Annotated in this window: 19 protein-coding genes and 2 pseudogenes; 12 read left to right on the top strand and 9 right to left on the bottom strand. The window is 35.3% G+C overall.

The genetic code is table 11. The annotated features are described in order from the left end of the window. Nucleotides 1-79 precede the first annotated feature (79 nt). Both CQ058_RS20280 and CQ058_RS20275 read right to left on the bottom strand, forming a co-directional pair. The gene (locus CQ058_RS20280) at nt 80-1,429 is read right to left on the bottom strand and encodes a peptide MFS transporter (RefSeq protein WP_002140345.1); all 1,350 of its coding nucleotides are present in this window, start codon (nt 1,427-1,429) and stop codon (nt 80-82) included. 379 nt (nt 1,430-1,808) lie between these two features. Continuing rightward, a complete protein-coding gene (locus CQ058_RS20275) occupies nt 1,809-2,777 on the bottom strand; it encodes an ABC transporter substrate-binding protein (RefSeq protein ID WP_002125165.1) in 969 nt (322 codons plus the stop codon). 172 nt (nt 2,778-2,949) lie between these two features. Here CQ058_RS20275 and CQ058_RS20270 point away from each other — a divergent pair, with 172 nt between their 5' ends. The 3 genes from CQ058_RS20270 to CQ058_RS20260 are packed head-to-tail and all read left to right on the top strand — an operon-like array spanning nt 2,950 to nt 5,843. Next, nucleotides 2,950-3,954, top strand: coding sequence for a FecCD family ABC transporter permease (locus CQ058_RS20270; protein WP_002188269.1), 1,005 nt, complete (start codon nt 2,950-2,952; stop codon nt 3,952-3,954). Further along, nucleotides 3,951-5,009 carry a FecCD family ABC transporter permease gene (locus CQ058_RS20265; protein WP_002188270.1) on the top strand — a complete coding sequence of 353 codons (1,059 nt, stop codon included), beginning with the start codon at nt 3,951-3,953 and terminating at the stop codon, nt 5,007-5,009. Before CQ058_RS20270 ends, CQ058_RS20265 begins: the two co-directional genes overlap by 4 nt. Before the next feature lie 12 nt (nt 5,010-5,021). Then, on the top strand, nt 5,022-5,843 hold the full coding sequence (locus CQ058_RS20260) for an ABC transporter ATP-binding protein (RefSeq protein WP_002188271.1): 822 nt from the start codon (nt 5,022-5,024) through the stop codon (nt 5,841-5,843). Nucleotides 5,844-5,875: 32 nt separating this feature from the next. Here CQ058_RS20260 and CQ058_RS20255 read toward each other — a convergent pair whose 3' ends face one another. Continuing rightward, a complete protein-coding gene (locus CQ058_RS20255; protein WP_002090994.1) occupies nt 5,876-6,607 on the bottom strand; it encodes a class I SAM-dependent methyltransferase in 732 nt (243 codons plus the stop codon). Nucleotides 6,608-6,819: 212 nt separating this feature from the next. Between CQ058_RS20255 and CQ058_RS20250 the strand changes: the two genes are divergently transcribed. From CQ058_RS20250 to CQ058_RS20240, 3 genes are read left to right on the top strand one after another with little or no spacing between them, the layout of a single operon-like run. After that, nucleotides 6,820-8,010: a glycine C-acetyltransferase gene (locus CQ058_RS20250; protein WP_105589946.1), complete on the top strand. Its 1,191-nt coding sequence runs from the start codon at nt 6,820-6,822 to the stop codon at nt 8,008-8,010. Nucleotides 8,011-8,054: 44 nt separating this feature from the next. Then, a complete protein-coding gene (locus tag CQ058_RS20245) occupies nt 8,055-9,020 on the top strand; it encodes an L-threonine 3-dehydrogenase (RefSeq protein WP_002188273.1) in 966 nt (321 codons plus the stop codon). A 60-nt stretch (nt 9,021-9,080) separates the two neighbouring features. Beyond that, nucleotides 9,081-9,503 carry an NUDIX hydrolase gene (locus CQ058_RS20240; RefSeq protein WP_002188276.1) on the top strand — a complete coding sequence of 141 codons (423 nt, stop codon included), beginning with the start codon at nt 9,081-9,083 and terminating at the stop codon, nt 9,501-9,503. 40 nt (nt 9,504-9,543) lie between these two features. On the opposite strand, the gene CQ058_RS20235 is transcribed toward CQ058_RS20240, so the two are convergent. The 3 genes from CQ058_RS20235 to CQ058_RS20225 all read right to left on the bottom strand — a co-directional run bounded on the left by CQ058_RS20235 (nt 9,544) and on the right by CQ058_RS20225 (nt 13,981). Then, entirely contained in the window at nt 9,544-11,427 is a 1,884-nt protein-coding gene (locus CQ058_RS20235) for a vWA domain-containing protein (RefSeq protein WP_002029726.1), read from the bottom strand. Nucleotides 11,428-11,430: 3 nt separating this feature from the next. Then, nucleotides 11,431-12,324, bottom strand: a complete 894-nt coding sequence (locus tag CQ058_RS20230; protein WP_000892986.1) for an ATP-binding protein — start codon at nt 12,322-12,324, stop codon at nt 11,431-11,433. A gap of 127 nt (nt 12,325-12,451) precedes the next feature. Continuing rightward, nucleotides 12,452-13,981: a cardiolipin synthase gene (locus CQ058_RS20225; RefSeq protein ID WP_002188277.1), complete on the bottom strand. Its 1,530-nt coding sequence runs from the start codon at nt 13,979-13,981 to the stop codon at nt 12,452-12,454. 341 nt (nt 13,982-14,322) lie between these two features. On the opposite strand from CQ058_RS20225, the gene CQ058_RS20220 reads away from it, so the two are divergent. Both CQ058_RS20220 and CQ058_RS20215 read left to right on the top strand, forming a co-directional pair. Next, nucleotides 14,323-14,643, top strand: a complete 321-nt coding sequence (locus tag CQ058_RS20220) for a hypothetical protein (RefSeq protein ID WP_002188278.1) — start codon at nt 14,323-14,325, stop codon at nt 14,641-14,643. 822 nt (nt 14,644-15,465) lie between these two features. Then, nucleotides 15,466-17,169, top strand: coding sequence for a putative bifunctional diguanylate cyclase/phosphodiesterase (locus tag CQ058_RS20215; protein WP_002010499.1), 1,704 nt, complete (start codon nt 15,466-15,468; stop codon nt 17,167-17,169). Nucleotides 17,170-17,200: 31 nt separating this feature from the next. Here CQ058_RS20215 and CQ058_RS20210 read toward each other — a convergent pair whose 3' ends face one another. After that, nucleotides 17,201-18,598, bottom strand: coding sequence for an amino acid permease (locus CQ058_RS20210; protein ID WP_002188282.1), 1,398 nt, complete (start codon nt 18,596-18,598; stop codon nt 17,201-17,203). 438 nt (nt 18,599-19,036) lie between these two features. Here CQ058_RS20210 and treR point away from each other — a divergent pair, with 438 nt between their 5' ends. The 3 genes from treR to treC all read left to right on the top strand — a co-directional run bounded on the left by treR (nt 19,037) and on the right by treC (nt 22,990). Then, nucleotides 19,037-19,747, top strand: coding sequence for a trehalose operon repressor (gene treR / locus CQ058_RS20205; RefSeq protein ID WP_002010502.1), 711 nt, complete (start codon nt 19,037-19,039; stop codon nt 19,745-19,747). Between the two features lie 140 nt (nt 19,748-19,887). Further along, on the top strand, nt 19,888-21,315 hold the full coding sequence (treP, locus tag CQ058_RS20200; protein WP_002188283.1) for a PTS system trehalose-specific EIIBC component: 1,428 nt from the start codon (nt 19,888-19,890) through the stop codon (nt 21,313-21,315). Between the two features lie 13 nt (nt 21,316-21,328). Further along, nucleotides 21,329-22,990 carry an alpha,alpha-phosphotrehalase gene (gene treC / locus CQ058_RS20195; protein ID WP_002188285.1) on the top strand — a complete coding sequence of 554 codons (1,662 nt, stop codon included), beginning with the start codon at nt 21,329-21,331 and terminating at the stop codon, nt 22,988-22,990. Nucleotides 22,991-23,021: 31 nt separating this feature from the next. Here treC and CQ058_RS32745 read toward each other — a convergent pair. Together CQ058_RS32745 and CQ058_RS20190 are read right to left on the bottom strand one after the other, a co-directional pair. After that, nucleotides 23,022-23,150: pseudogene (locus CQ058_RS32745) on the bottom strand (Ger(x)C family spore germination C-terminal domain-containing protein); the annotation flags it as partial. Continuing rightward, nucleotides 23,150-23,329 (bottom strand): annotated as a pseudogene (locus CQ058_RS20190) (spore germination protein); the annotation flags it as partial. The pseudogenes CQ058_RS20190 and CQ058_RS32745, both read right to left, overlap by 1 nt. A gap of 393 nt (nt 23,330-23,722) precedes the next feature. Between CQ058_RS20190 and CQ058_RS20185 the strand changes: the two are divergent. Continuing rightward, entirely contained in the window at nt 23,723-25,555 is a 1,833-nt protein-coding gene (locus CQ058_RS20185; protein WP_105589945.1) for a GAF domain-containing sensor histidine kinase, read from the top strand. The last annotated feature ends 1 nt before the right edge of the window (nt 25,556 follow it).

The following is a 25,556-nucleotide window of genomic DNA, read 5'->3' as shown; positions in this document are numbered from 1 at the left end:
AAAACCCCGAATCATGGGGCTTTTTTTAAGTGTCCATGATTCGGGGTACAGTTCATTGTAGAAGCGTCTTTTTTATTTACTATTCCATCATATGTGCAATTTTCTTAGAGAACATAAGAAGTACTAATCCTAGCACGATTACGATAACACCGATGCTTGCGAATACTTCTAAATATCCTAAAGATTGAGTGAAAGCAGCTAATTGTCCTGCTAATAAGTTTGCAAAGCCAGTACCAGCTAACCATACACCCATTAATAAAGATGCTAATTTAAGAGGTGCGATTGCACTTACCATAGATAATCCGATTGGTGATAAGAATAATTCACCGATTGTGTGGAACATGTAAGTGAATACAATGAATAGTAAATTTGCTTTCATTGTAATGTTACCTTCATCGCTACCAGTTTTTAGAACAGCTAAAGTTAAAACTAAGTACCCGATTCCTAGTAAAATCATACCAAAAGCCATTTTTGTAGGGATTTTTAAATCACCATTTTTTGTTTTTGAAAGTTTAATCCATAATGCAGAAACTGGTAATGCTAGTAAGATAATGAATAGTGGGTTTACAGATTGGAACCAAGGTGTTGGAATTGTAAATCCACCAATTGTACGATCCACGAACTTATCTGTGTAAAGTGTTAAAGAACTACCAGCTTGTTCAAATCCTGCCCAGAAGAATACAACGAAACAAGTTAAAATTAAAATTGCAGTTGTACGCTTTTTCTCTTGTGTTGTTAAAGGTTTTTTCTCAATAGGTTTTGCATTTTGTTCTTTAGATTTTTTACCGACAACAGTTGTTCCAGCTGATCCTAAGTAACGAGGTGCTAATAAGTTAAATGCAATCTGTCCAATGATCATACCGATACAAGCTGTTAAGAAACCGTATCTATAATCTGTGAAATAACCGCAAATGAATGGAGCGATAAGAGCTCCTAAGTTAATTCCCATATAGAAGATAGTGAAGGCACTATCACGACGAGAATCGTTGTCGCTATATAATTGACCTAATAAAGTCGAAATATTTGGTTTGAAGAATCCGTTACCGATAACTAATAATCCTAATCCTAAAAATAGTCCAGTTTTCGTGTTCATTGAAAATAGTACGAAGTTACCAAGTGCCATAATGATACCGCCGATGGTAATGGCGTGTCGTTTCGTAATGAAATGGTCAGTTAGCCAACCACCAATAATAGGTGTGAAGTATACTAACATTGTGAAAATACCGTAAATCTGTACAGCAACTGCTTTATCAAAGCCTAAACCGCCACTTACTAAGCTCGTTGTTAAATAAAGAACTAATAAGCCACGCATTCCGTAATAACTAAATCTTTCCCATGCCTCTGTAAAGAACAACAAATATAATCCTGGTGGATGTTTTTTTGGTGATTGTTGCTCTCCAGCTTTGTCTAATTTTAAAGCTGCATCCATGTTTGTTTCCCCCTAATCCTGTATAACGGATATTTATGTAATTATTTTAATTCACAAAATATTTAGAAGTCAATAGAATTATATGGAAATAGCAAGAAAATTTATGAAAAAATCTATTTTTCTTCAACCGTTATTATATTTTTCCCTGAAAACAAGATAATAAGCGTTTTCAAATGTAGTAATTGAATTCTAAAATAAAGTAAAATAGTGATAAATCAGAAAATTTAGATTAAAATATTTATTCTGATATAGAGAAAATATACTATATTTACTTTTATAATATAACATATCGGGAATAAAAATACAAAATGAAATAATGTGACACTTCAGTGAAATGAAAAAACCAGCTCCATAAAAGAGGGAGCTGGTTACAATGAAATTATTTAACAAAGCGTTTTTCAATGTCGTCTAGTAGTAAGTTAGCAGCCATTACACCGCCAGCTGTATTCCAAATAACGTCGTCAACTTTGTATGCTTTTCCGTTCTTTACTGCATTTAAGTTTTTAAAGAGAGGGTCGTTTATATATTCTTTTTCTAGTTCAGAACCTTTTTTCTCATTGCCTTTATCGAATGTGAAGTAGAATAATACATCGCCATCCATTGCCGAAATACGCTCTTTAGATACGTTACGTTCTGCGAAATCATCTTTGTTTTGATCTCCAGGACGTTTAAATCCAAGTTCTTTTAAAATAACACCAGAGAATGTATCGCCATGATAAATACGAACATCACCAGGCATAAAGCGTACCATAGAAATTTCTTGATTTACTGTATCACCAAGTTTGCCTTTTAAATCTTCCATACGTTTTCCGTAATCAGCTAAAACTTTTTGACCTTCTTTTTCCTTATTTAAAGCTTTTGCATAAAATTTGAAGTTATCTTTCCATTCACCACGTAATGTTTCCGAGAAAACAGTAGGTGCAATAGCTTTTAATTGCTCATACACTTTTTCGTGGCGCATTTTGTTACCGATAATTAAGTCTGGTTTTAAAGAAGCGATAGTTTCAACGTTAACTTGTCCTTCATCGCCAACAACTTTTACATCTTTCATTTTATCCTTAATATGTGGATACCACGGATCACCAGTCCAAGACTTTACAGCCCCAACTGGTTTTACACCTAATTCGAGTAAAGCTTCAGTTCCTTCATTAGTTAAAATAACTACACGTTTTGGATTGGCAGGAACTTCTGTTTTACCCATTGCGTGCTCAACCGTAATCATTTCTTTTTTATTATCTTCTTTTGTTGATTCTTCTTTGTTATTTGATTTTCCACAAGCACTTAAAAGAAGTGAAAAAGCTAGTAAAAATACAAATACTGTAAACGATTTCTTTTGCATGAAATTCATTATGTACCCCCTACATGTTGAGAATATTTTTCAATAGCAAGCATGATGTTAAGCCTTTATCTTTGGATTGTCAATATATATTACTGAAAATAGTTCTCATTATCGTTGACAATGAGAATTAAGTTGAAATACACTTACAACGTATCATTATACATTGAAGGGGAAACGCTGCATGTTATTAAAAACAAATCAAGCAAAATGGATTGGATTATTTGCTGGAATCATTGCAGTCGTTATTTGTATTTGGGGAAGTATTATTTTCGGATATACAAATACGAGTTGGAAATTAGCTTTAGATGCTTTTTTCCATTTTAATGGTTCAAATGAGCATATTATTATTCAAAATGTGCGTCTACCAAGGGCGTTAATTGCAGCAAGTGTTGGTGCTAGTTTAGCCATTGCAGGTTGTTTAATGCAAACTTTAACAAAGAATCCGCTTGCTTCTCCAGATTTTATTGGATTAAATTCAGGCGCTGCGTTCTTTATAGTTGTAGCAATTGTACTCTTTTCCGTGACATCATTATCAGCTTTCACATGGATTGCCTTTTTAGGAGCGGCAGTTGCAGCAGTACTTGTATTTGCCTCTAGTTCTTTAGGAAAAGAAGGGACAACGCCTCTTAAGTTAACATTAGCAGGTGTAGCGATAAGCGCTTTATTTTCATCATTAACACAAGGGTTACTCGTATTAAATGAAAAAGCATTTGAAGAAGTGTTATTTTGGCTTGCCGGATCTGTGCAAGGAAGAAAGTTAGAGATTTTACAATCTGTATTCCCGTATTTATTAATAGGCTGGATTGCATCTTTTATGATGGCAGGGAAAGTAAATACATTAATGATGGGGGAAGATGTCGCAAAGGGGCTCGGACAACGAACAATTTTAATGAAATCATTCGTGTTACTTATTATTGTACTGTTGTCTGGTGGTTCAGTTGCGGTTGCTGGTCCAATTGGATTTATTGGCATCGTTACTCCTCATTTCGCAAGAGCTCTTGTTGGGGTAGATCACAGATGGAGAGTACCCTATAGCGGATTGTTAGGTGCAATACTATTAATCTTGGCTGATATAGCAGCAAGATATGTCATTATGCCACAAGAAGTACCAGTAGGGGTTATGACAGCATTTATCGGGGCCCCATTCTTTATTTATATTGCACGTAAGAGAGGGCTTAGCAAATGAAGAAGTATATTCCGTTTCGTATTGGAAAAGGCGAGCTCTCGTTTTTAATGTATAAACGAGCTTGTCTCGTCTTATTGAGTTTACTAGTTGTTTTAATAGGATTATTTTTTGCGAGTGCAGGTATGGGGGATATGAAAATTGCTCCTTATGACGTATGGCAAGCGATTACCGGAAATGGTGATGCGATGTCAAATATGGTTGTAAATAAATTTCGTATGCCGCGTATTTTAATTGCTATCCTCGTAGGAATTGCGCTTGCGGTAGCGGGCTGTATTTTACAAGGGCTCGTTCGAAACCCACTTGCTTCTCCTGATATCATCGGAATTACGGGCGGGGCAAGTGTTGCAGTTGTACTCTTTTTAGCTATATTTAGTGATAAAAACAATGCGTTAACAGTAAGCATTCATTATATGCCGCTAGCAGCTTTTGCTGGGGCAACAATTGTAGCGTTTTTTGTATATTTATTTGCCTGGAAAAATGATGGATTATCACCGATTAGTCTTGTTTTAATTGGTGTTGGATTTTGGGCATTAACGAAAGCAGCAACAACTTTATTTATGTTGTTAGCACCAATTTATCAAGCAAGTCAAGCGAATGTATGGATCACAGGTACTGTTTATGGCTCTTCGTGGCAAAACGTTATGATACTTGCGCCGTGGGTTCTTATTTTAACGGTAATATCATTTATAGCGGCTAGACATTTAAATGCTCAAGAGTTAGGGGATGATATTGCGGTAGGACTGGGTGTTCCTTTAACGAAGTCACGCGTATTCATGTTATTACTTAGTACAGCTTTAATTGGCGGGGCAGTTGCCTTTGCGGGAGGAATTGGATTTGTTGGTTTAATGGCACCTCATATTTCGCGAAGATTAGTTGGCTCTTTCTACGGTGCATTGCTCCCAGTTGCGGCGATTATCGGTGCAATTCTAGTACTCGCTGCAGATTTAATTGGGCGTACAGTTTTCGCACCACTTGAAATTCCAGTAGGGGTATTTACATCAGCAATTGGTGCACCTTATTTTATTTATTTACTTTATAAAAGTCGGAATTCATAAAGGGAGATGAATATGCAAAAAGCATTGGAGACGAAACGCTTGACGCTGTCGTATGGTGAAACGATTATTATTGATGAGCTGAATTTAGAAATTCCAAAAGGGGAAATTACAATCTTCATCGGTTCTAACGGTTGTGGGAAATCAACTTTATTACGTTCACTAGCTAGATTATTAAAGCCAACAACCGGTGACATTTTGTTAGATAATCAAGCAATTCAAAGTATGCAAACGAAGCAAATTGCTCGCCAAATGGCAATTTTACCGCAAGGTCCACAAGCTCCAGAAGGACTTACAGTATTGCAACTTGTAAAGCAAGGACGTTATCCATATCAAACATGGCTGAAGCAATGGTCCGAAAAAGATGAGGAAATGGTACAAAAAGCGCTTGCTGCAACGGGTATGACAGAATTTGCTGAGCGTGATGTTCATGCCCTTTCAGGTGGACAACGTCAACGTGCTTGGATTGCAATGACCCTTGCACAAGATACAGATATTATTTTGCTTGATGAGCCGACTACATATTTAGATATGACGCACCAAATTGAAGTGTTAGATTTATTATTCGAATTAAATGAAACAGAGAAAAGAACGATTGTTATGGTATTGCACGATTTAAATTTGGCATGTCGTTATGCAGACAACATTGTAGCTATTCAAGATAAACAAATATATGCGCAAGGTAAACCAGAAGAAGTTATTGACCAGAAGTTAGTTCGGGATGTATTCCGTATGGAGTGTCAAATAAGCGCTGATCCGTTATTTGGGACGCCGCTCTGTATCCCGCATGGAAGAGGAAGACGTGTATTTAAAGAGGCTGTTCAGGCGATGAGATAACGAAAAAAGACGATGAGGATTCATCGTCTTTTTTATTTTTGGCAAGAAAATAATAGAAAAAGGGGAATACGTAAACGTCGTTCATATTCTTCTTCATCTTGAAAACAGTTTCGATTTGGTGTAGCTTCTTTTAAGCTTGTAATCGTAAATCCGGCTTGTTGTAATAATGTAAAATATTCTTCCGTAGTCCGGTGATATTTAATAACTTCTTGATCAATCCATGGCTCAACTCGTTTTCCTGTTTCGAAATAATCATCGACGAGCCAACTAGTTCTTTTACCACTCGTTTGCAAGCTTTCAAATGAAGAGGTAATAACGGGATGTTGAACGCTAAAGGTGAAGGTTCCGTTTGTTTTTAAAGTTTGAAACACATTTTGAAAAATGATATCAAGGTGTTCAATATAATGTAAGGCGAGTCTAGATGTTACTAAATCAAAAGTAGAAGGAGGGTATGTGTAGTCTTTGAGGTTTAAAAAATGAACGGTGCCATTTTTATTTTCTAGTTGTTTTTTAGCTTTTTCATACATAAGCTCGGAGCCTTCAATACCAGTGTAAGAGTGGCATCCATGTTCTAATAATTCTTCGCCGAATTTAGCATCACCACAACCTAAATCGAGGATTTGTTTTCCTGTTACATTGCCAATGAGCTGAAAGAATGCTGGTTTTTCAAGGGATTCGTTTGGACTATTTTCTCGATATCTTCGCTGCATATATTGCTCTAAAAACGATTCGTTATTATATACATCAGATTCAGTAAATGCCATTTTAAAAGCCTCCTAAATATTTTTTTAATTCTATCAAATATGAAAAGTAAATGATAGATTTCTTGTAATGAATCATATATAATCTAAAATTGTAAGCGGTTTCTTTAAACTATTTTTCTATAATAAATTCTGAAAACGTGTTAAGCTAGAAGAGGGATTATTATAACTATTAAGATAATAATCCGCTTACATGAACGATGGGAGGCTTCACGATGTCTAGTAAAACACTTGCAAACTTTTTAGAAGAAAATTTAGAGGATTTAAAATCAAAGGGGCTTTATAACGTAATTGATCCGCTTGAAAGTCCAAATGGACCGATTATTACACTTGGCGGAAAAGAATATATTAACTTATCTTCAAACAACTATCTTGGATTAGCGACTGATAATCGCTTACAAGAAGCAGCAATTGGTGCAATTCATAAGTACGGCGTTGGAGCAGGAGCTGTTCGTACAATTAACGGTACTTTAGATTTGCATATTAAATTAGAAGAAACAATTGCAAAGTTTAAACATACAGAAGCAGCAATTGCTTATCAATCAGGATTTAACTGTAATATGGCAGCGATTTCAGCTGTTATGGATAAAAATGATGCGATTCTTTCAGATGAATTAAACCATGCATCTATTATTGATGGTAGTCGTCTATCAAGAGCGAAAATCATCGTTTATAAGCATTCTGATATGGAAGATTTACGCAAAAAAGCAATCGAGGCAAAAGAATCAGGTCTTTATAATAAATTAATGGTTATTACAGACGGTGTTTTCTCAATGGATGGAGATATTGCAAAATTACCAGAGATTGTTGAAATTGCAGAAGAGCTGGATTTAATGACATATGTAGATGATGCACACGGTTCAGGTGTACTTGGCAAAGGTGCAGGTACTGTAAAACATTTCGGCCTTTCTGATAAAGTTGATTTCCAAATTGGTACATTATCAAAAGCAATTGGGGTAATTGGTGGATATGTAGCTGGGAAACAAAACTTAATCGATTGGTTAAAAGTGCGTTCACGTCCATTCTTATTCTCAACAGCTTTAACACCAGCTGATGCAGCTGCTTGTATGAGATCAATTGAAATTCTAATGGAAAGCACAGAGTTACACGATCGTTTATGGGAAAATGGTCGCTATTTAAAACAAGGGTTAAAAGAACTTGGCTTTAACATTGGAGAAAGTGAAACACCAATTACACCTTGTATTATTGGTGATGAAGTATTAACACAAGAATTTAGTAAACGTCTAAATGAAGAAGGCGTATACGCAAAATCTATCGTATTCCCAACCGTAGCAAAAGGAATGGGACGCGTTCGTAATATGCCTACAGCAGCTCATACGAAAGAAATGCTAGATGAAGCAATTCGTAAGTATGAAAAAGTAGGGAAAGAAATGGGTATCATTTAATTAACGACATCTTTTGAATAGCTTGCAAATGGGGAGTGGGAAAAATGAAAAAAATTCTAGTAACCGGTTCTTTAGGGCAAATTGGTTCTGAACTAGTAATGAAACTTCGTGATGTATACGGCGCATCAAATGTTATTGCAACAGATATTCGTGAAACAGACAGTGAAGTAGTAACGTCTGGTCCATTTGAAACGTTAGATGTAACGGATGGACAAAAATTACATGATATTGCAAAGCGTAATGAAGTAGATACAATTATTCATTTAGCGGCTTTACTTTCAGCAACTGCAGAAAAAAATCCGTTATTTGCTTGGAATTTAAATATGGGTGGACTTGTAAATGCATTAGAAGCAGCACGTGAATTAAACTGTAAGTTTTTCACGCCAAGTTCTATCGGTGCATTTGGTCCATCAACGCCAAAAGATAATACACCACAAGATACAATTCAGCGTCCTACTACGATGTATGGGGTAAACAAAGTAGCAGGAGAATTATTATGTGATTATTATCATCAAAAGTTTGGCGTTGATACGCGCGGTGTACGTTTCCCTGGCTTAATTTCTTACGTAGCTCCTCCAGGAGGCGGAACAACTGACTATGCAGTTGAAATTTATTATGAGGCGATTAAAAAAGGTACATACACCTCATACATTGCAGAAGGAACATACATGGACATGATGTATATGCCAGATGCTTTACAAGCAATCATCTCATTAATGGAAGCTGATCCAAATAAACTAGTTCATAGAAATGCGTTTAACATTACAGCAATGAGCTTTGAACCAGAGCAAATTGCAGCATCAATCCGTAAACACATTCCGAACTTTACAATGGATTACGCAGTAGATCCAGCTCGTCAAACAATCGCTGATAGCTGGCCGAACTCTATTGATGCAACAGCAGCAATGAAAGAGTGGGGCTTTAAAGCAGAATATGATTTAGACAAAATGACAACTGATATGTTAGCCAAGTTAAAAAAAAAGCTTGCAGCTGAGTTAGTGATGAATTAATAGGAAGAGCCGATTCTTAGGAATTGGCTCTTAATTATTTTAGGAAGGGAGAAAAGCAACATGCAAAGAGTTGATGTTGTATATGCATTAGTACACGATAGCGAAAAAGATAAAATATTAATGGTACATAATATAGAACAAAACGTTTGGTCATTGCCAGGCGGGGCTGTTGAAAAAGGTGAAATATTAGAGGAAGCACTAGTAAGAGAAGTGAAAGAAGAGACAGGTTTAACTGCCGCACTCAGTGGACTTGTCGCATTAAATGAGAAGTTTTTTGAAGAGAAAGGACATCATGCATTATTTTTTACATTCCGAGCAAATGTAGTAACAGGTGAACTTCGTGCAGAAGATGAAGGAGAAATTTCCGCAATCGAGTGGGTAGATAGAAAAATTGCGAATGAGCGATTCCCATACTACGATGGAGGGTTCGAATTATTATTAGAAGTTTCCATTCCATACAAGTTTCAACCAGAAACAAAGTAAGTTAACGAAGAAAAACAGGAGCCTCGGGGCTCCTGTTTTTCTATTCAATAGTCTTCAGTAATAGTTTCTTCAACAATGGTTTAATCTTCAGGCGTAAATCTTCAGCATGATTTGCAACTAAGAAGTGATGGTTATAAATGTTTTTCATTAGTTGATAAGTCGCTTCTTTCGCTTCGCCTTCTTCGATAAAGATGCCGATGACTTCCATACCACTTTTACGAGCAAGTTTGACTGCTTCGTGCGTATCTAAAATTCCGTCTTGTTGATAGTCTAGTGCAGAAGGTTCACCGTCTGTAAAGACAAGTAAGAATTTATGTTTTTCTGGTCTTTTCGCAAGCTTTTCGGAAACGATACGAATAATATACCCGTCGCGGTTATCTTCTTCTTCGCGAAGTTGCATAATTTCTGGACCGACGTTTGGTAACGTTGAGTTTTTATACGTAACAACTTCATGGATAACGTTCGGTTTATCTTCAGGTTTAGCACTAGAAGCATCTTCCCAAAATCCACTAATAGCGTGCGGGATTTTTAAAGATTTTAAAGCTTCATGGAATAGGACCACACTCTTCTTCGTTTCTTCCATTTTGTTATACATAGAACCAGAGCAGTCCACTAATAGTTGGAATGCAACGTCGAGCTCTTGTGATTCTTGTCCTTTTTTATAAAACATACGCGGCTGCTTTTCAGTATAAATACGAAGGAATTTCTTACGAAGCCTTCCGTAATATTTATCACTGTTTGCATTCGTTTTGTTTTCAATTGTTTTTTCGATAATTTTCTTTAATTCTTTTACATCTTTATTAACGACTGATTTGATAGCTTGGTAATCTTTTTTCTCATCAGGATTCGATTTGCGAGCTTCTTTAAATGTATGAGAAGCTCCCACATTATACTTGCCGTATGCACCGTCGTTTTGGCTAGAAGCATGAGACGCTCTTGCTTCCTCTGTATCAGCACCATCAAAGTTAGATTGTGTACTTTTTTGGGAAGTACCTTGTACAGAACCAAGTGCTTGGTCACCATCTTCTGATTCACGAGCAGTATCACCCATCATATTTGTTTTTGTTCCGCTTTCTAAATCAAAGCGTAAAAAGTTCTCGTTTTCATTGTTTTTATTTTCACGGTGCCATGTCGAGAAGCTTTCATCCATTTTGTTTTTGTTATCATCGTCATCTAGGAGCTGCGTATCATCATTTGCTAATTTTTCAGCGCGACTGTCTTTCTCATCTGCAATCACAGATAAATAAAGCGGTGCATGTCCGAAATAATTATTAAGCATATCACTTTCAAGAAGTCCTTCTAAACGATAGCGAATTTTCTCAACAATATACATAATATCTTCCGTATTACGAGCTTGGAATGTTTCATGCAAAATTGATTCAATTTGCTCGAAATATTCATTATTAAACATTTCATATTTATCACTCGTTAATGAAAGATAGCATAGACAAAATAGACGATCACCGTGATAGTTACGAACACGATTTATTTCATTTTGTGAGCCAAAGTAATTGCGATACATTTCTTTTCGGCGTTTAAAAATATGTTTTGTGCCAGGACGTAAATTTTTGACGATTTCCTCAACACGTAAATCTTCTAATAGAACAAATAATTGTGTTAAAAACTTTTTTAGAGGCGATTCTTGTAACTCAATCGCATAAGAACGAATTAAAGTCATGTCCGAGTAATGTTTATTACCAAGTGCCTTTAAGAACACTTCGCTTTTTAATCCGATTACTGTATCCTCTTCTTTTCGATCATCCCAAAAGTGACTAATGACAACCTTTTTTTCAATTTCGTCGTAGTATGCTTTATAGCCATACTCAAGATAGGCATCGTCTTCTTTTAAAAGAGCATACATTAAGTTTTCCATTTGTAGAAACAGCGACGCATCAATTTTTTTGTCACTAAAAATTTGTCTCATGAATTATCCCTCAAAGAAATAACTTTCTGCTAATTCACGGACAGTCATTTGTTCTGTTTCATCGTTTAATTTTGCGATAATACTACGTTCAATTGCACGCATAACAGGAATATATACACCTAAATCACATGCATCGATAATGCCACGAATACTAGCTGCTTCTTCACTTACGCGCCCATCACGAGCTAAAGGCATAAGATCGCTTGCGAATGCAACGAACTTTTCAATTGTTGCAACATCATTTAATTTTGATTCAGATAGTAATAGTTCTTTTAATGTATCACCTTGAATGTAAGGAACTTCAATAATAACGAAACGGTTTTTTAACGCTTCGTTTAGTTCACTTGTCCCAACATAACCTTCGTTAATCGCAGCAATTACGCGATATTCGTCATCACCGTATACAACTTCTTGTGTAAATGGGTTTGTAATCATTTTACGGTAATCTAACGCACCATGAAGAAGTGGTAACGTTTCAGGTTTTGCCATATTGATTTCATCAATATAAAGGAAATGACCGTTTTTCATTGCCTTCATAAGAGGACCGTTAACGAACGTAACTTCAGATGCGCCGTCTTTTGTTTGTAATGTGTTGTATCCTAAAATACCTTCTACATCTAAGTCGACAGAACAGTTAATGCTATGCATTGGTTTTTGGAATAAAGAAGAAAGAGTTTCCGCTAGTACTGTTTTACCACTACCAGTTGGTCCTTTTAATAGAATGTTTTTACCAAGTAAAAGTGCTGTAATGGCATCTTCAATAATGCTGTTATCAGATGCTTTATATATTTTCTTGCCAATTAAATGTGCATTTTCACCAGCTTCTTGTTTATTCTTTTCATGAATTGTAGAAAGCTGCTGTTTTAAATCAGAATGTATATGAAATTGTTCTAACATGTATTTCCCACCTAACATTATTTTCATAAAGTAATACATCTTATGATAACTTGTTTTAATATGGTATGCAAAGAAAAGGAGAAGGGGGAAATATAAAAGAAAAAGCAATCAATATCACATTGATTGCTTATAGTAAAGGAGAAATGAGTCGCATAAAGGACTCTAATATTCGTTTTTTGATACTTCTTTTTTGGAACGAGTTCCATTTAATTTCAGTGGAGTGTTTAAAGTCTTCTTCAAAATCGCGTTTAATATCATGAACGGTTTCTGATTCATATAGTACGCTAATAATTTCATAATTCAATTCAAAGCTACGTACATCCATATTTGCTGTTCCGATTGTTGCAATTTTATCGTCAACGAGTACAATCTTTGCGTGCATAAATCCATCTTTATAACTGTAAATAGAAGCACCAGCTTTTAAAAGTGGAGTGAAATAGGATTGAGATGCTTGATCGCTAATAATACTATCACTCTTACCAGGATATAAAATGCGTACATCTATTCCAGATATTGCACTTAAGCGTAATAATGTTAAAGTTTCTTGATCCGGAATAAAGTATGGTGTAGCGATCCAAATAGATTTTTTGGCTGAGCCCATAACAGCTAGTAATGTATTACGAATACTTTTATCATCTGAGCTTGGTCCACTTGCTACAATTTGCACCGCACCTTCTGCATCCGGAATTTCTTTTCCTGGGAAGTAGTGTCTATTCATAAATTGATCCCAAGAATAAGTATTCAATCCACTAGACGCATAAAGCCAATCTTCTAGAAAGATGGCTTGTAATTTATACAATGCTTTTCCTTCTATTTTTAAATGACTATCACGCCAAACAGGGAATTTTTTTGAGCGACCAAGATATTCATCACCGACGTTGAGCCCTCCGGTAAAACCAATTTCTCCATCTACAATGACGATTTTACGGTGATTACGATAATTAACGGTCTCGAGTAACCAAGCTGAAAAAATAGGGTCAAATTCGACAATTTCAATTCCAGCTTTTTTCATAGGTTGTAAAAATCGTCGTCTTAACGTATTACTTCCGAGTCCATCATAAAGGAAGCGTACAATAACACCATCTTTTGCTTTTTGTATTAAAGCATCTCGTACTTTTGTACCAATCTCATCAGATTTATAAATATAGTATTGAATATGTATGTGATGTTTTGCATTCTCGATTGCGTTCAAAATTTCTGAAAAGGTGTGATCACCGTTTGTTAAAAGTTTTGTTGTCGTTCTATCTGCGGCAGGCCCGCCTCCGAATTTTTGTACGACTTCTGTTAAATGTATAGAACGTTCATGTAATGGGACTGTGAGTGATAATTCTAGTCGTCTTCCTTCTAATATTTCGCGGAATAACTTTCTTTGTTCTTCTGAACGATGAAGATGTTTTTTTCTTCTCCAACGGCTACGCCCGAAAATAGAGTATAAAAGTACACCTACAACAGGAAGAAGTGCTAATACTAAAAACCACGCTAAAGTGCTTTGGGGTGATCTATTTTCGATAAAAATAACGAATGAAATTCCTACGATTGTGATGGACCATAGAGCACCAACAAACGTATATAACGAAATAACCGATGTATTTAATAGGAAAAGAACGATAGATACGATTGTAAATATTAATAATAATTGAACGATAGGTTTCTTCATTTCTATATAATTCCTCTAATCTTTCTTAAATATAGACTTCTTAAATAGAAGATATAATCTGACATCCTTATTATAAAGTGTTTTGTTTTTTTTACAAAATATAGACATTTGTCCTATACTTTCCGCATTTGTCCTACATACAGTATATTGTTACGTTGTTATCCCGCTATTTGCTGGTTAATGATCAGTGTAGGGGGGACAAAAACCTTGCCCCTTATATAGAAAAGGGAATGAGGTTTCTTTCCTGGATTTGTAGCAGGTACATTATGAAGCACAGGATATGGTTATCCATATTACGCGGATTCTTATTAAGGTGAGAAAATGGAAAGGAGAGGGGAATAATGAATTATATAGAAAATAACGGATTGTATTATCGTCATAATCATGGAGGACACCATCATAATGGCGGGCATAATCACCATGGAGGACACAATCATTATGATCATCACCACCATCATCACGGCGGCGGCTGGGGTGGCGGCTCGTGGGGTGGAGGATTCTTTCCAGGAAGTTTTGCTGGAGGCATGTTAGGTGGGCTTACAGCTGGCGCATTAACGGGTGCGGCAGGTGGAGGCTACTATCCAGCACCGTACCCAGTAACATACCCAGCACCATATCCAATGCCATACCCGGGTTATCAGCAAATACCATATCAGTATTAAACTAAAAAAGAGGATATCCTCTTTTTTAGTTTAATAATTTATTTATAAAATATTTCCAAAAACAAGGTGAAAATATTTTAATATTTTGTTATTATAATTCAATATGTTAAATGAAAATTTTGGCTTTATCCCGCTATTTGTGGGCAGTAAAACCCCCACCTCAATATTCAGCTGGAACAAAGAAGTTAGGTGGAAGCCCTGCTACCCGTAAAAGCCCGATTGGTGATCAGTTGGGATGAACAAAACCCCCACTGATTAAAGTTTCACTTTATATTATTATTCGTGAATCGTTGCATTTTGTATGTTAATCTCTATTTCATTATGTATCGGCAGTTAGATTTACATCTTAACATTTAATGAAATAAAAGAGGTTAGGTGTGAGGTCGTATTAGTAGGGAGCAGAGGCTAATAGTGATGAAATTGTCACTTTACAAATTCAAAGAATGTAAGAGAATACTGTATAATAAGCTTAGATAAGTAGAGAGATGAGAAGCTTCTACTATAATTAAAACAGCACCATATTGCTTTTTTTTATAAATAATATTATGTTATTTTAATCGGCCTATTTAGAAAAAAATTGTGATTTATCCCGCATTAACGGGCAGTAAGACTCCCACCTCAAAATTCGGTGAATGTGAGGAAGTTAGGTGGGAGATAAAAGCCCGATTGGTGAAGGCTAATAATCAGTGGGGGATGGACAACCCCCCACTGATTAAAGTTTCATTTTATGTAAAGGCGTATTGTTAGAAAATGAAATATCTCTATTTCTATGAAGAGAAACGAGTTGTGTTTTAGTCAGATAGGAAGCAAGGAGAGGTGCGCATGCTAGAACAAAGAGGTCATGCATTATATGACTCTTCATTGCAAGATTTAAAATTAGCATTAGATGAGTCTTCAATTGTTGCTATTACAGACCGAAATGGTCTTATTACATATGTGAATGATAAATTTTGTAAAATCTCAAAATATAAAAGAGAAGAGTTAATAGGAAAAGATCACCGTATTTTAAATTCCGGATATCATCCGAAAGCATTTTTTCAAATCCTATGGAAGCGTATTTTGAGTGGAAAAGTCTGGACAGGGGAAATTCGAAATCAAGCAAAAGATGGTACGTATTATTGGGTTAAAACAACAATTGTTCCATTTTTAAATGAAAAGGGAGAACCTTATCAATTTATTGCAATTCGAAATGATATAAGTAGTAGGAAAGAAGCAGAACAAAGATTACGATTAAGCGAAAGTCGTTATAGGGAACTTGCTTATCATGATGCGTTAACAAGTTTACCGAACCGTTTACAGTTAATTACGACTGTAAATAAGATGATTGCAGAGAAAATAGAGTTTGGCATGATTTACTTTGATTTAGATCGTTTTAAATTAGTGAATGATACGTTAGGTCATATGATAGGAGATTTACTTTTAAGCGAAGTTGCTTCACGGTTGCATTATGTGCTAGGAGAGAAAGATGTTCTGGCTAGGCTTGGTGGCGACGAATTTGTGCTGTTAACAAAAACTCATACACATGATGAGATGAGGCAGTTAGCGACATCCGTGTTATCATGCTTTCAAGCGCCATTTATGCTTGAAGGTCATGAAGTATATATTTCAGCTAGTCTAGGACTTTGTTCCTATCCGCAAGATGGAAAAGACGTTGAAACGTTATTAAAAAATTCGGATTTAGCCATGTATAGTGCGAAAGAGCAAGGAAGAAATGCGGCGTGCTTCTTTACAGATGAATTACGTGCGAAAATAAACCGTAGAATGAAAATAGAATTTGCTTTGCAAAAAGCGATTCGTGACGAAGAATTAAAAGTGGCATTACAACCCATTATTGATTTGAAAACAAAGAAATGTACTGGTATTGAGGCTTTAGTACGCTGTAAGACAGAAGAAGGTCCTATTTCACCAAGTGAATTTATCCCTGTAGCTGAAGAGTGTGGACTTATTATAAAACTAGGAGACTGGGTACTAGAAAAGTCATGTCGACTGTTTAAAACTTTACCAGATTATCAAGAGGGACTGAAGTTATCTGTTAATTTATCAATACAACAATTGATGCAAAAGCGATTTATTTTATCTGTTCGTAGTATATTGAAGCGAACAGGGTTTCCGCCAAATCGTTTAATATTAGAAATAACAGAAAGTATAGCTGTACGTCATTTTGATTATATTATTGCTACATTACAAGAATTAAGAAGTATGGGAATTTTAATCGCTTTAGACGATTTCGGAACAGGGTATTCCTCATTATATTATTTAAAACAACTACCACTTGATATTGTGAAAATTGATCGTAATTTTATTCGTGAGTTTCATTATGATCATGCACAACCAGAGCGAACGATTGTAAAATCGGTTATTGAAATCGCCCATAGTTTAAATTTATTAGTGGTTGCTGAAGGGGTAGAAACGGTAGAACAAGAAAGTTTATTAAAATCAATGAGTTGCGACTTTGTACAAGGTTTTTATTATGCGAAACCGTTAGATATAGGGGAACTAAAAGAAAAGTTATTAACTGATTTTTAATAAAAAAAGAGAAGCGAAAAGCTTCTCTTTTTTATTGTTTTTTTTGTGAATCTTTCATTAAAACTGGATAAAGAATAAGACCTAATACAAACAAACCAATGCCTAAGAAGAATGTTTTTAAATCAGCAGTTCCCGTTTTAATAACCCATATGGAATATAAAAATGCTAATGCAGTAATGATTCCATCTTTTATTCGAGATCCCGGCATTATATCATACGTTTCCCCCGTAATAACTAATTTTAACTGATACAAGGTAGAAACAAGGTACGGGATTAAATATGCTAATGTCGCTACAACAATAGCGAAATTATATGCTTCTGAAACAGTACCAGAAATCGTTGAGAATAAGAAAATTTGCGTCATCACATTTGTAATAAATAATGATTTTGAAGGACTACCTTTTTTATTTGTTTTACTGAAAAACTTAGGGAAAAGTCCATTTTTAGCAGCCTGGTAAGGTACTTCTGAGCTAACAACGATCCATCCTACAGTAGAGCCGAATAAAGATACGAGTGCAAGTAAGGCCATTATATAAGCACCTTTAGTACCAATTGCTAAATTTAATGCATCTACTAATGGTTTTTGAGACTCTTTTAAAGCGTCTTGTGGAAGAGCGCCCATTGTTAGTAGAGTAATTGCCATGTAAATAAGAAGAGCGATGATTAATCCGAAAATCGTAGCTTTCTTAACATCGTGCTGAGATTTTGCACGGTTAGAGAGCATAACTGCTGACTCAATACCGATAAACGCCCAAAGTGTTGCAATAGCAGCGGAATTTATTTGTCCACCCAACGAAATAGGTTGTCCGGATTCATTCATAAATGTTTGACCGTCCCCGAAATTAGAGGCATTGAAAATGAATAATGTGATTACAATAAACATTGTAAATCCGATGATTTTTGCGATTGTTGCAAGAAGGTTCATATTTCCGGCTCTATCAATATTTTGAGAAAGAATATATTGAATTCCCCATAGCATCATACTACATACTATGAAGGTTAAAGCTTTTCCAAGTTCTAATGAAAATCCGTTTGTTGAAAAGAGAATTTGCTTACTTTGTAAAACTGGGAAGAATGTTGATAAATATCCTGCAAAGGAAATAATTACAGATGCTGTAGCAGCCCAGTTAGCAGCCCAGTATCCCCAAGCCATACTATATCCTGCAACTTTACCTGTCTTTTGAGAAGTAAACATTGCTTGGGCGTAACTTTGTGGTCCTGCTTTTAATTCTGGTTTACGAATTGCTAAATTTCCAAATACGAGTGCAATCATAAATACACCAAGTCCTGTAATACTCCATGCCAGTGTAGATCCCATTGGACCTGATACGTGTGCTAAATTTGCTGGGAGCATAAATACGCCACCGCCAACCATATTCCCGATAACAAAAGCTGTTAAAATCCATAATCCCCATTTTTTCGTTTCCATTTTTGTTAACTCCTTTGTAGTAAGTTTTGCTTAAACATCATTTTTTACTAGCATTTTTGGCAATAAAAAAAGAGCCATGTAGATAAAAAATACCTACATGGCTCTTTGCCAAAGCGTAGGTACAACGGGAATAACCCTTGTACCTACGCGTAATTTTTCCGCTAGGTTTCAAGGGTTAAGTATGATGATGATGTTTTTGTGCAAATGTAACTACAGTTGTATAAGTAAGCATAGTTCTTTGCTCCCTTTCTCCTCTGATTTTGAAGTTAGTATACTACATGTTTTTTTGAATGAAAAGAAAAATTTATAAAAATACGTTTTAGAGACTAAATATTTACCTATAGTTTTCTTGTACTGGAAAATAAGTGAGAGATTGGCAGAAGAGTATAGCGTGGTATAATATATATAGAACTAGAAGGTGACAAGGGGCTATTGTAGATGATGAGTAAGTATGAACAAATTTATACAGAAATCAGCAAGTCTATTGATAATAAACAATTAAAAGAAGGATGTAAAATCCCATCAGAAACGGAATTAATGAAGCAGTATGAGGCAAGTAGGGGTACTGTAAGAAAAGCTGTAGATTTATTGCAAGAGCGTGGATATGTTCAAAAAATACACGGAAAAGGTGTTTTTGTATTAAAGCGCAAAAACATTGAATTTAACTTTGGTGGTATTGTAAGTTTTCAAGAAGAAAATGAACGTTTAGGACGTCATTGTATTACAGAAGTCGTGGAAATAGAGAAAATGAAAGCGACACAAGATGTAGCAAAGTTATTAAACGTGAAAGAAAAAACGGAAATAAATCATATTAAACGTGTACGAAATATTGATGGAGAAAAAGTAATTTTAGATATAAACCATTTTGTATCGGAATATATTCCAGGATTAACGAGAGAAATTGCAACTGCATCGATTTATAAATACATTGAGAAAGAATTAGGGCTACATATTAGCTATTCACAGCGGGTAATTGAAGTGCAACCATGTACAGAGGATGACCGAAAGTATTTGGATTTAAATGGAACAGACTATGTTGTCGTTGTAAAAAACTTTACTCATTTATACGATGGGAGTCAGTTCGAATATACGGAATCACGTCACCGTTTAGATATTTTTCACTTTTCGGATGTGGCGCGAAGAAAATAAAGAGATGGAGCGAAATAATCGTTCCATCTCTTTATTTATAAAAAATCACCAACTTATATATATGAGTGTTGACTAACTTATATATACGAGTTAATATGTAAGTGTAAACGGTATCAAAAAAAGAAAAGAGGGACGGGAATATGGGGAAAGACTATCGTAAAACAGCAAAAGAAGTGTTGCAGTATATTGGTGGGAAAGACAATATTGAACAAGCTGCGCACTGTGTAACGAGGCTACGTATCGCTTTAAAAGATGAAAATAAAATAGATAATGATAAATTACAGTCTGTTTCATTAGTAAAGGGAGCGTTTCATAACGCTGGGGTATTTCAAATTGTAATTGGTCCAGGTGATGTCGATCGAGTGTACGCTGAATTGATAACGCTTGCAGGTATGAAAGAATCGACAGTAGCTGACGTAAAAGGTTCAGGGGATAAAAAATTAAATCCAGTTCAAAAGTTTGTAAAAGTATTTTCAGATGTATTTATGCCGATTTTGCCAGCAATTATTACGGCAGGTTTACTAATGGGGATTAATAACCTGTTAGGGGCAAAGGACTTATTTTTTGATGGGAAAAATTTATTAGAAGTATATCCGAACTTAGGTGGGCTTTGGGATTTAATTAATATGATGGCCAATACAGCATTCGTATTCTTACCGGCACTTGTTGGTTGGTCAGCAACGAAGCGCTTTGGTGGTAGTCCAATACTAGGGATTGTTATGGGATTAATGCTTGTGCATCCGGCCTTATTAAACGCGTGGGATTATGGAAAAGCAGCGACTGGTTTAGAGGGACAAAAGATTGAGTACTTCGATATTTTAGGGCTATTCCAAATTGAAAAGGTAGGGTATCAAGGTCAAATTTTACCCATTTTAGTAGCAGCATTCGTATTAAGTAAAGTTGAAATCTTCTTAAAGAAACATGTGCCAAACGCAATTCAATTATTAGTTGTACCAATTACAACAATCGTTGTAACGGGTGTGTTAGCGTTAGGAATTATCGGTCCAGTTACACGTCATATTGGCGATTTATTAACGGCTGGATTAGTTGGCGTATATGAAACGGTACCAGTACTTGGAGCAGTATTATTTGGAGCATTATATGCACCGCTCGTAATTACAGGAATGCATCATATGTTTATTGCAATTGATTTACAGCTAATTGCACAGCACGGCGGTACATTTATTTGGCCGATGATTGCTCTTTCTAACATTGCACAAGGTAGTGCGGCACTAGCGATGTTCTGGATTTCTAAAAATCAAAATGATAAAAGTATGGCATCAACATCAGCAATCTCAGCGTACTTCGGTATTACAGAGCCAGCGATGTTCGGTGTGAATTTAAGAAATAAATTCCCGTTCTATGCAGCGATTATTGGGTCTGCTATAGCAGCGATATTTATTACATTAAATGGTGTATTAGCACCAGCAATCGGAATTGGCGGATTGCCAGCATTTATTTCTATCATTCCGAAATCGATTCCAATGTTTATTGTAGGGATGATAATCGCAGTAGTAATTCCATTTACATTAACATGGTTATTTGCGAAACGAGTAAAACAGAAGTAGGAGGAAATTAAGCATGAAAGATTGGCATAAAAGTGTAGTCTATCAAATTTATCCGAAGAGCTTTAATAGTTACTATAATAAAGAAACCGGTGATATAAAGGGAGTTACAGAGAAATTAGATTATTTAAAGGAACTTGGAGTGGATTATATTTGGTTAACACCGATATACCGATCACCACAAAATGACAATGGATACGATGTAAGTGATTATTACAGCATTGATCCATCTTACGGGACGATGGAAGAGTTTGAAGAGCTTTTAAAAGAAGCGAAAGTACGTGACATTGAAATCATGCTTGATATCGTTGTAAATCATAGTTCAACGGAGCATAAGTGGTTTAAAGAAGCAAAAGAAGATAAGAATAGTCCGTATCGAAATTATTATATTTGGCGTGATGAAAAGAATAATTGGCAGTCTAAATTTGGAGGATCTGCTTGGAAATATGATGAGAAAACAGGGCAATATTTTTTACATCTATTTGATGAGACGCAAGCTGATTTAAACTGGGAAAATGAAAAGCTTCGTGAAGAAGTGTACGATATGATGCGCTTTTGGTTGGAGAAAGGTGTAAAAGGATTCCGCCTTGATGTTATTAACTTAATTTCAAAAGATCAAAGATTTTTAAGTGATGAAGGCACCACGGCTACAAGTGATGGGCGTAAATATTACACAGATGGTCCACGCGTCCATGAATATTTACAAGAGATGAGCCAAAATGTTTTTGAAGGGAAAGATGTAATTACAGTTGGAGAAATGTCATCTACGACAATTGATAATTGTATTAAATATTCGAATCCTGAGCGCAATGAACTAAGCATGACGTTTAGTTTCCATCATTTAAAAGTAGATTATCCGAATGGTGATAAGTGGACGAAAGCTGATTTTGATTTCATTAAATTAAAAGAAATTATGTCTAATTGGCAAATTGAAATGCAAAAGGGCGGAGGATGGAATGCGTTATTCTGGTGTAATCATGACCAGCCTCGTATCGTTTCACGGTTTGGTGATGATGAGAAGTACCGGAATGAATCTGCGAAAATGTTAGCGACAGCTATGCATATGTTGCAAGGAACGCCTTACATTTACCAAGGTGAAGAAATCGGTATGACGAATCCTAAATTCGAGTCCATCGAGCAATATCGTGATGTAGAATCGTTAAATATATATGATATAAAGCTAGAAGAAGGATTATCAAAAAAAGAGATTATCGGGATTTTAAAACAAAAATCTCGTGACAATTCCCGTACTCCGATGCAGTGGAATGAAGAGGTGAATAGTGGTTTTACAACAAGTACACCTTGGATTTCTGTGGCTGAAAACTTTAAAGAAATAAACGTAGAGAAGGCATTAGAAGATAGAGAATCTGTATTTTATCATTATAAAAAGCTAATTGAACTTAGAAAAAAATACGATGTCCTTACAGAAGGGAAATATGCTATTTTAGATGGAAATCATCCTAGCATTTGGGCGTATACACGTACTGTAAATAATGAAGTATTACTTGTTATAAATAACTTCTATGGAGAAGAAATAACGTATTCTGTACCAGTTCATGTTCAATTAGATGGTATGAAACAAGAAGTATTATTATCAAATTACAAAGATTCAAGTAAAGATATTACCAATCTTAACTTAAGACCGTATGAGTCAATTGTATATCGTTATATGAAATAAAAGGTTGGATGCCGGCGGGCGTCCAACCTTTTTATTTTAAGACGCCACTATATAAAATCTTTACTTCTACTTCCGGTTTAAATTTTACCTTTGCATAATCTTTATTCCAATTCTTTTTCTTCCATAACTCTGGATGATAAGCGATAAGATTTCTACCTATAAAGATTCGATATATAAGATTGTTCCTTTTCCATTTTGGAAAGGGACATCTAATTTTTTTATATCATCTGAATGACAGAGCTTATTTTCAATGTAATTAATATTTTCCGGAAGTGATGGAAACATATGCTTTTTTTTATTATCTTGTTGTGAATTTTTCTGTTCGGCCATAATTTCCATCTCCTTTACATTGAAATTGTTTCTGTTAATTTTTGTTGTTTGTGAGAAAATTATGCTTGGATTATTTGAAAAAAGTAGCTTGAAGGTTACGTTACGTCATCTTTTATACTAAAGAAAATAGGATATAGGGGATGGAAAGAAAGCGTATATTAGATTAGCGATATTAATATATATCTTTTGTACTATAGAGGATAAGCCTAGCGGTATGCATAATTACATCGTTTGATGAATAGGAAATTTATGAGAATCGATTTATACTAATATTGTGTCTTGCCTTTTTAGGTGTAGTACACAGCCGGTGATTGGCTAGTGGAGGTTTTTCCATTTTGCCAGTGCCGGTTTTTTGTTGGATAATAGAGAAAATGAAGTTTTATAAAGAAAGAAGGGGTTGTTTTGAAGGATGTAAATTCTATCTTTATGAGAGAAAAGATTGCTAGTTCTTATCTTTATTTTATTTCTTTTCTTGGCTTGATTACTATAACCATATCTTTACTTGATATTAAAATCCCTTCTTATCCAACGATATTAATATTGTTATTAATATTTATGGGGATTGCAGAGTATTTTCCTGTACGATTTTGGAGAGGAACTAGCTCGCTTACCTTTCCGATAATTTACGCTATGAGTTGGCAGTTTGGAATCCATATGACTATTATTGCTATTGTACTCGTAACGCTAATTATTCACCTGCATCGTCGTTCACCGATACAAAGAATGTTATTTAATAGTACTCAGCATGCGCTTAGTTTGATCTTGGCCGAATGGTTTTCAAATAAATGTATGTCTTTATTAATTAACAAGATAGATATGTCAGTTCTATATGAAAATTTAATATCTTTGTTGTTATTTTGCGTGTTTTTTGGCTTCTTCAACAACCGCTTTTACGATTTGTTAATGATAATTCTTCCGCAGCCATATTCAATCTATCAGTGGTATAAAAAAACTGTAACGGTATTTCTTTGCGAAACTTTTGGTTTCTCTTATGCGGCCCTGATGCATGTATTAATTAGTACATATAGTGTGGAAATAAACGAGATTACAGTACTGTTTTTCTTTTTTCCACTTGTAGCAATTTCAGTTATTAGTTCTTTTTCTGTACGGATAAGGATGGAGAAGGAACGATTATATGAGCTGTTTCTTATTACGACAGAAATTAGTCGTGGACTAACCGGAGGAAACTTGAAACATATTAAACAAGCGCTTAAAGGCTTTTTTGGCATACAAGCATATGTAATATGGACAAAAGATGATGGGAACTGGAATCTTCTATTAAAAGATGGGAAAGTTCGTCTGGATATTTCTGATCATTCAGAAATATCCAAGGCGTTTGAGGGAATCTCTAAAAATCTTGTGTTTCATGATTGGAAAACTGGTACGGCTCCTGGAGATGAAATATTTGATAGCGTCATACGCTCGCTTGTATATTTTCCTCTTATTGTAAATGATGAACTAGTCGGAATGTTTGTTGCAGGGAAAAGTAGAACTGCGGGTTTTTTTCCGGAAGATGTACAGTCGTTAGCTACGTTTTCTAACCAATTAGCTAACGTAGTTAAAACAAGAATATTGATTTCTGAACAGGAAAAAAGAATGATTTTAGAAGAAAGAAATAGAATCGCACGCGAAATTCACGATGGTATTGCACAAACATTGGCCGGGGTGATATACCAACTAGAATCCGCGCAGAAAAAATACCGTGATAAACCAATAGATATGCAGCAAATAGTAGAGAAAAGTATAAAAGATTTTAGAGGAAGCCTAGGAGAAGTTCGTTATTCTATTTATGCTTTAAAACCATATCCGACACAACAATTAGGGCTTAAGCAGGCGATAGCAAGTAAAATAAAATCTTTAAAACAAGAATATGAACTAGATATTACATATCATGAAAGAGGTCATGCACGTGCACTCAGCTTTTCAAAAGAAAGAGTTATTTTTGATACATTACAAGAGAGTTTGCAAAACATTGTAAAACATGCACAAGCAGAAAAGACTGATGTTTTACTTAGCTATCAAAGTGAGCACGTGCTTTTAAGGGTTAAGGATAATGGAGTCGGCTTTTCACTATTTGAGTCTATGGTTAAAACGAAGAATGAGCCACATTATGGTATATTACATATGAATGAACAAGCTGAACAATTAGGGGCTACTTTACAGATTGATAGTTCTGTAGGGAAAGGGACAGAAATTACACTATTAATTCCAGATTCACAAACAAGGGGTGCGTAAA

This window comes from Bacillus sp. MYb56, from assembly GCF_002976445.1.
Taxonomy (GTDB): domain Bacteria; phylum Bacillota; class Bacilli; order Bacillales; family Bacillaceae_G; genus Bacillus_A; species Bacillus_A mycoides.
Note: the sequence above shows the minus strand (reverse complement) of the source record. Positions and strands in the feature narration are given on the sequence as shown.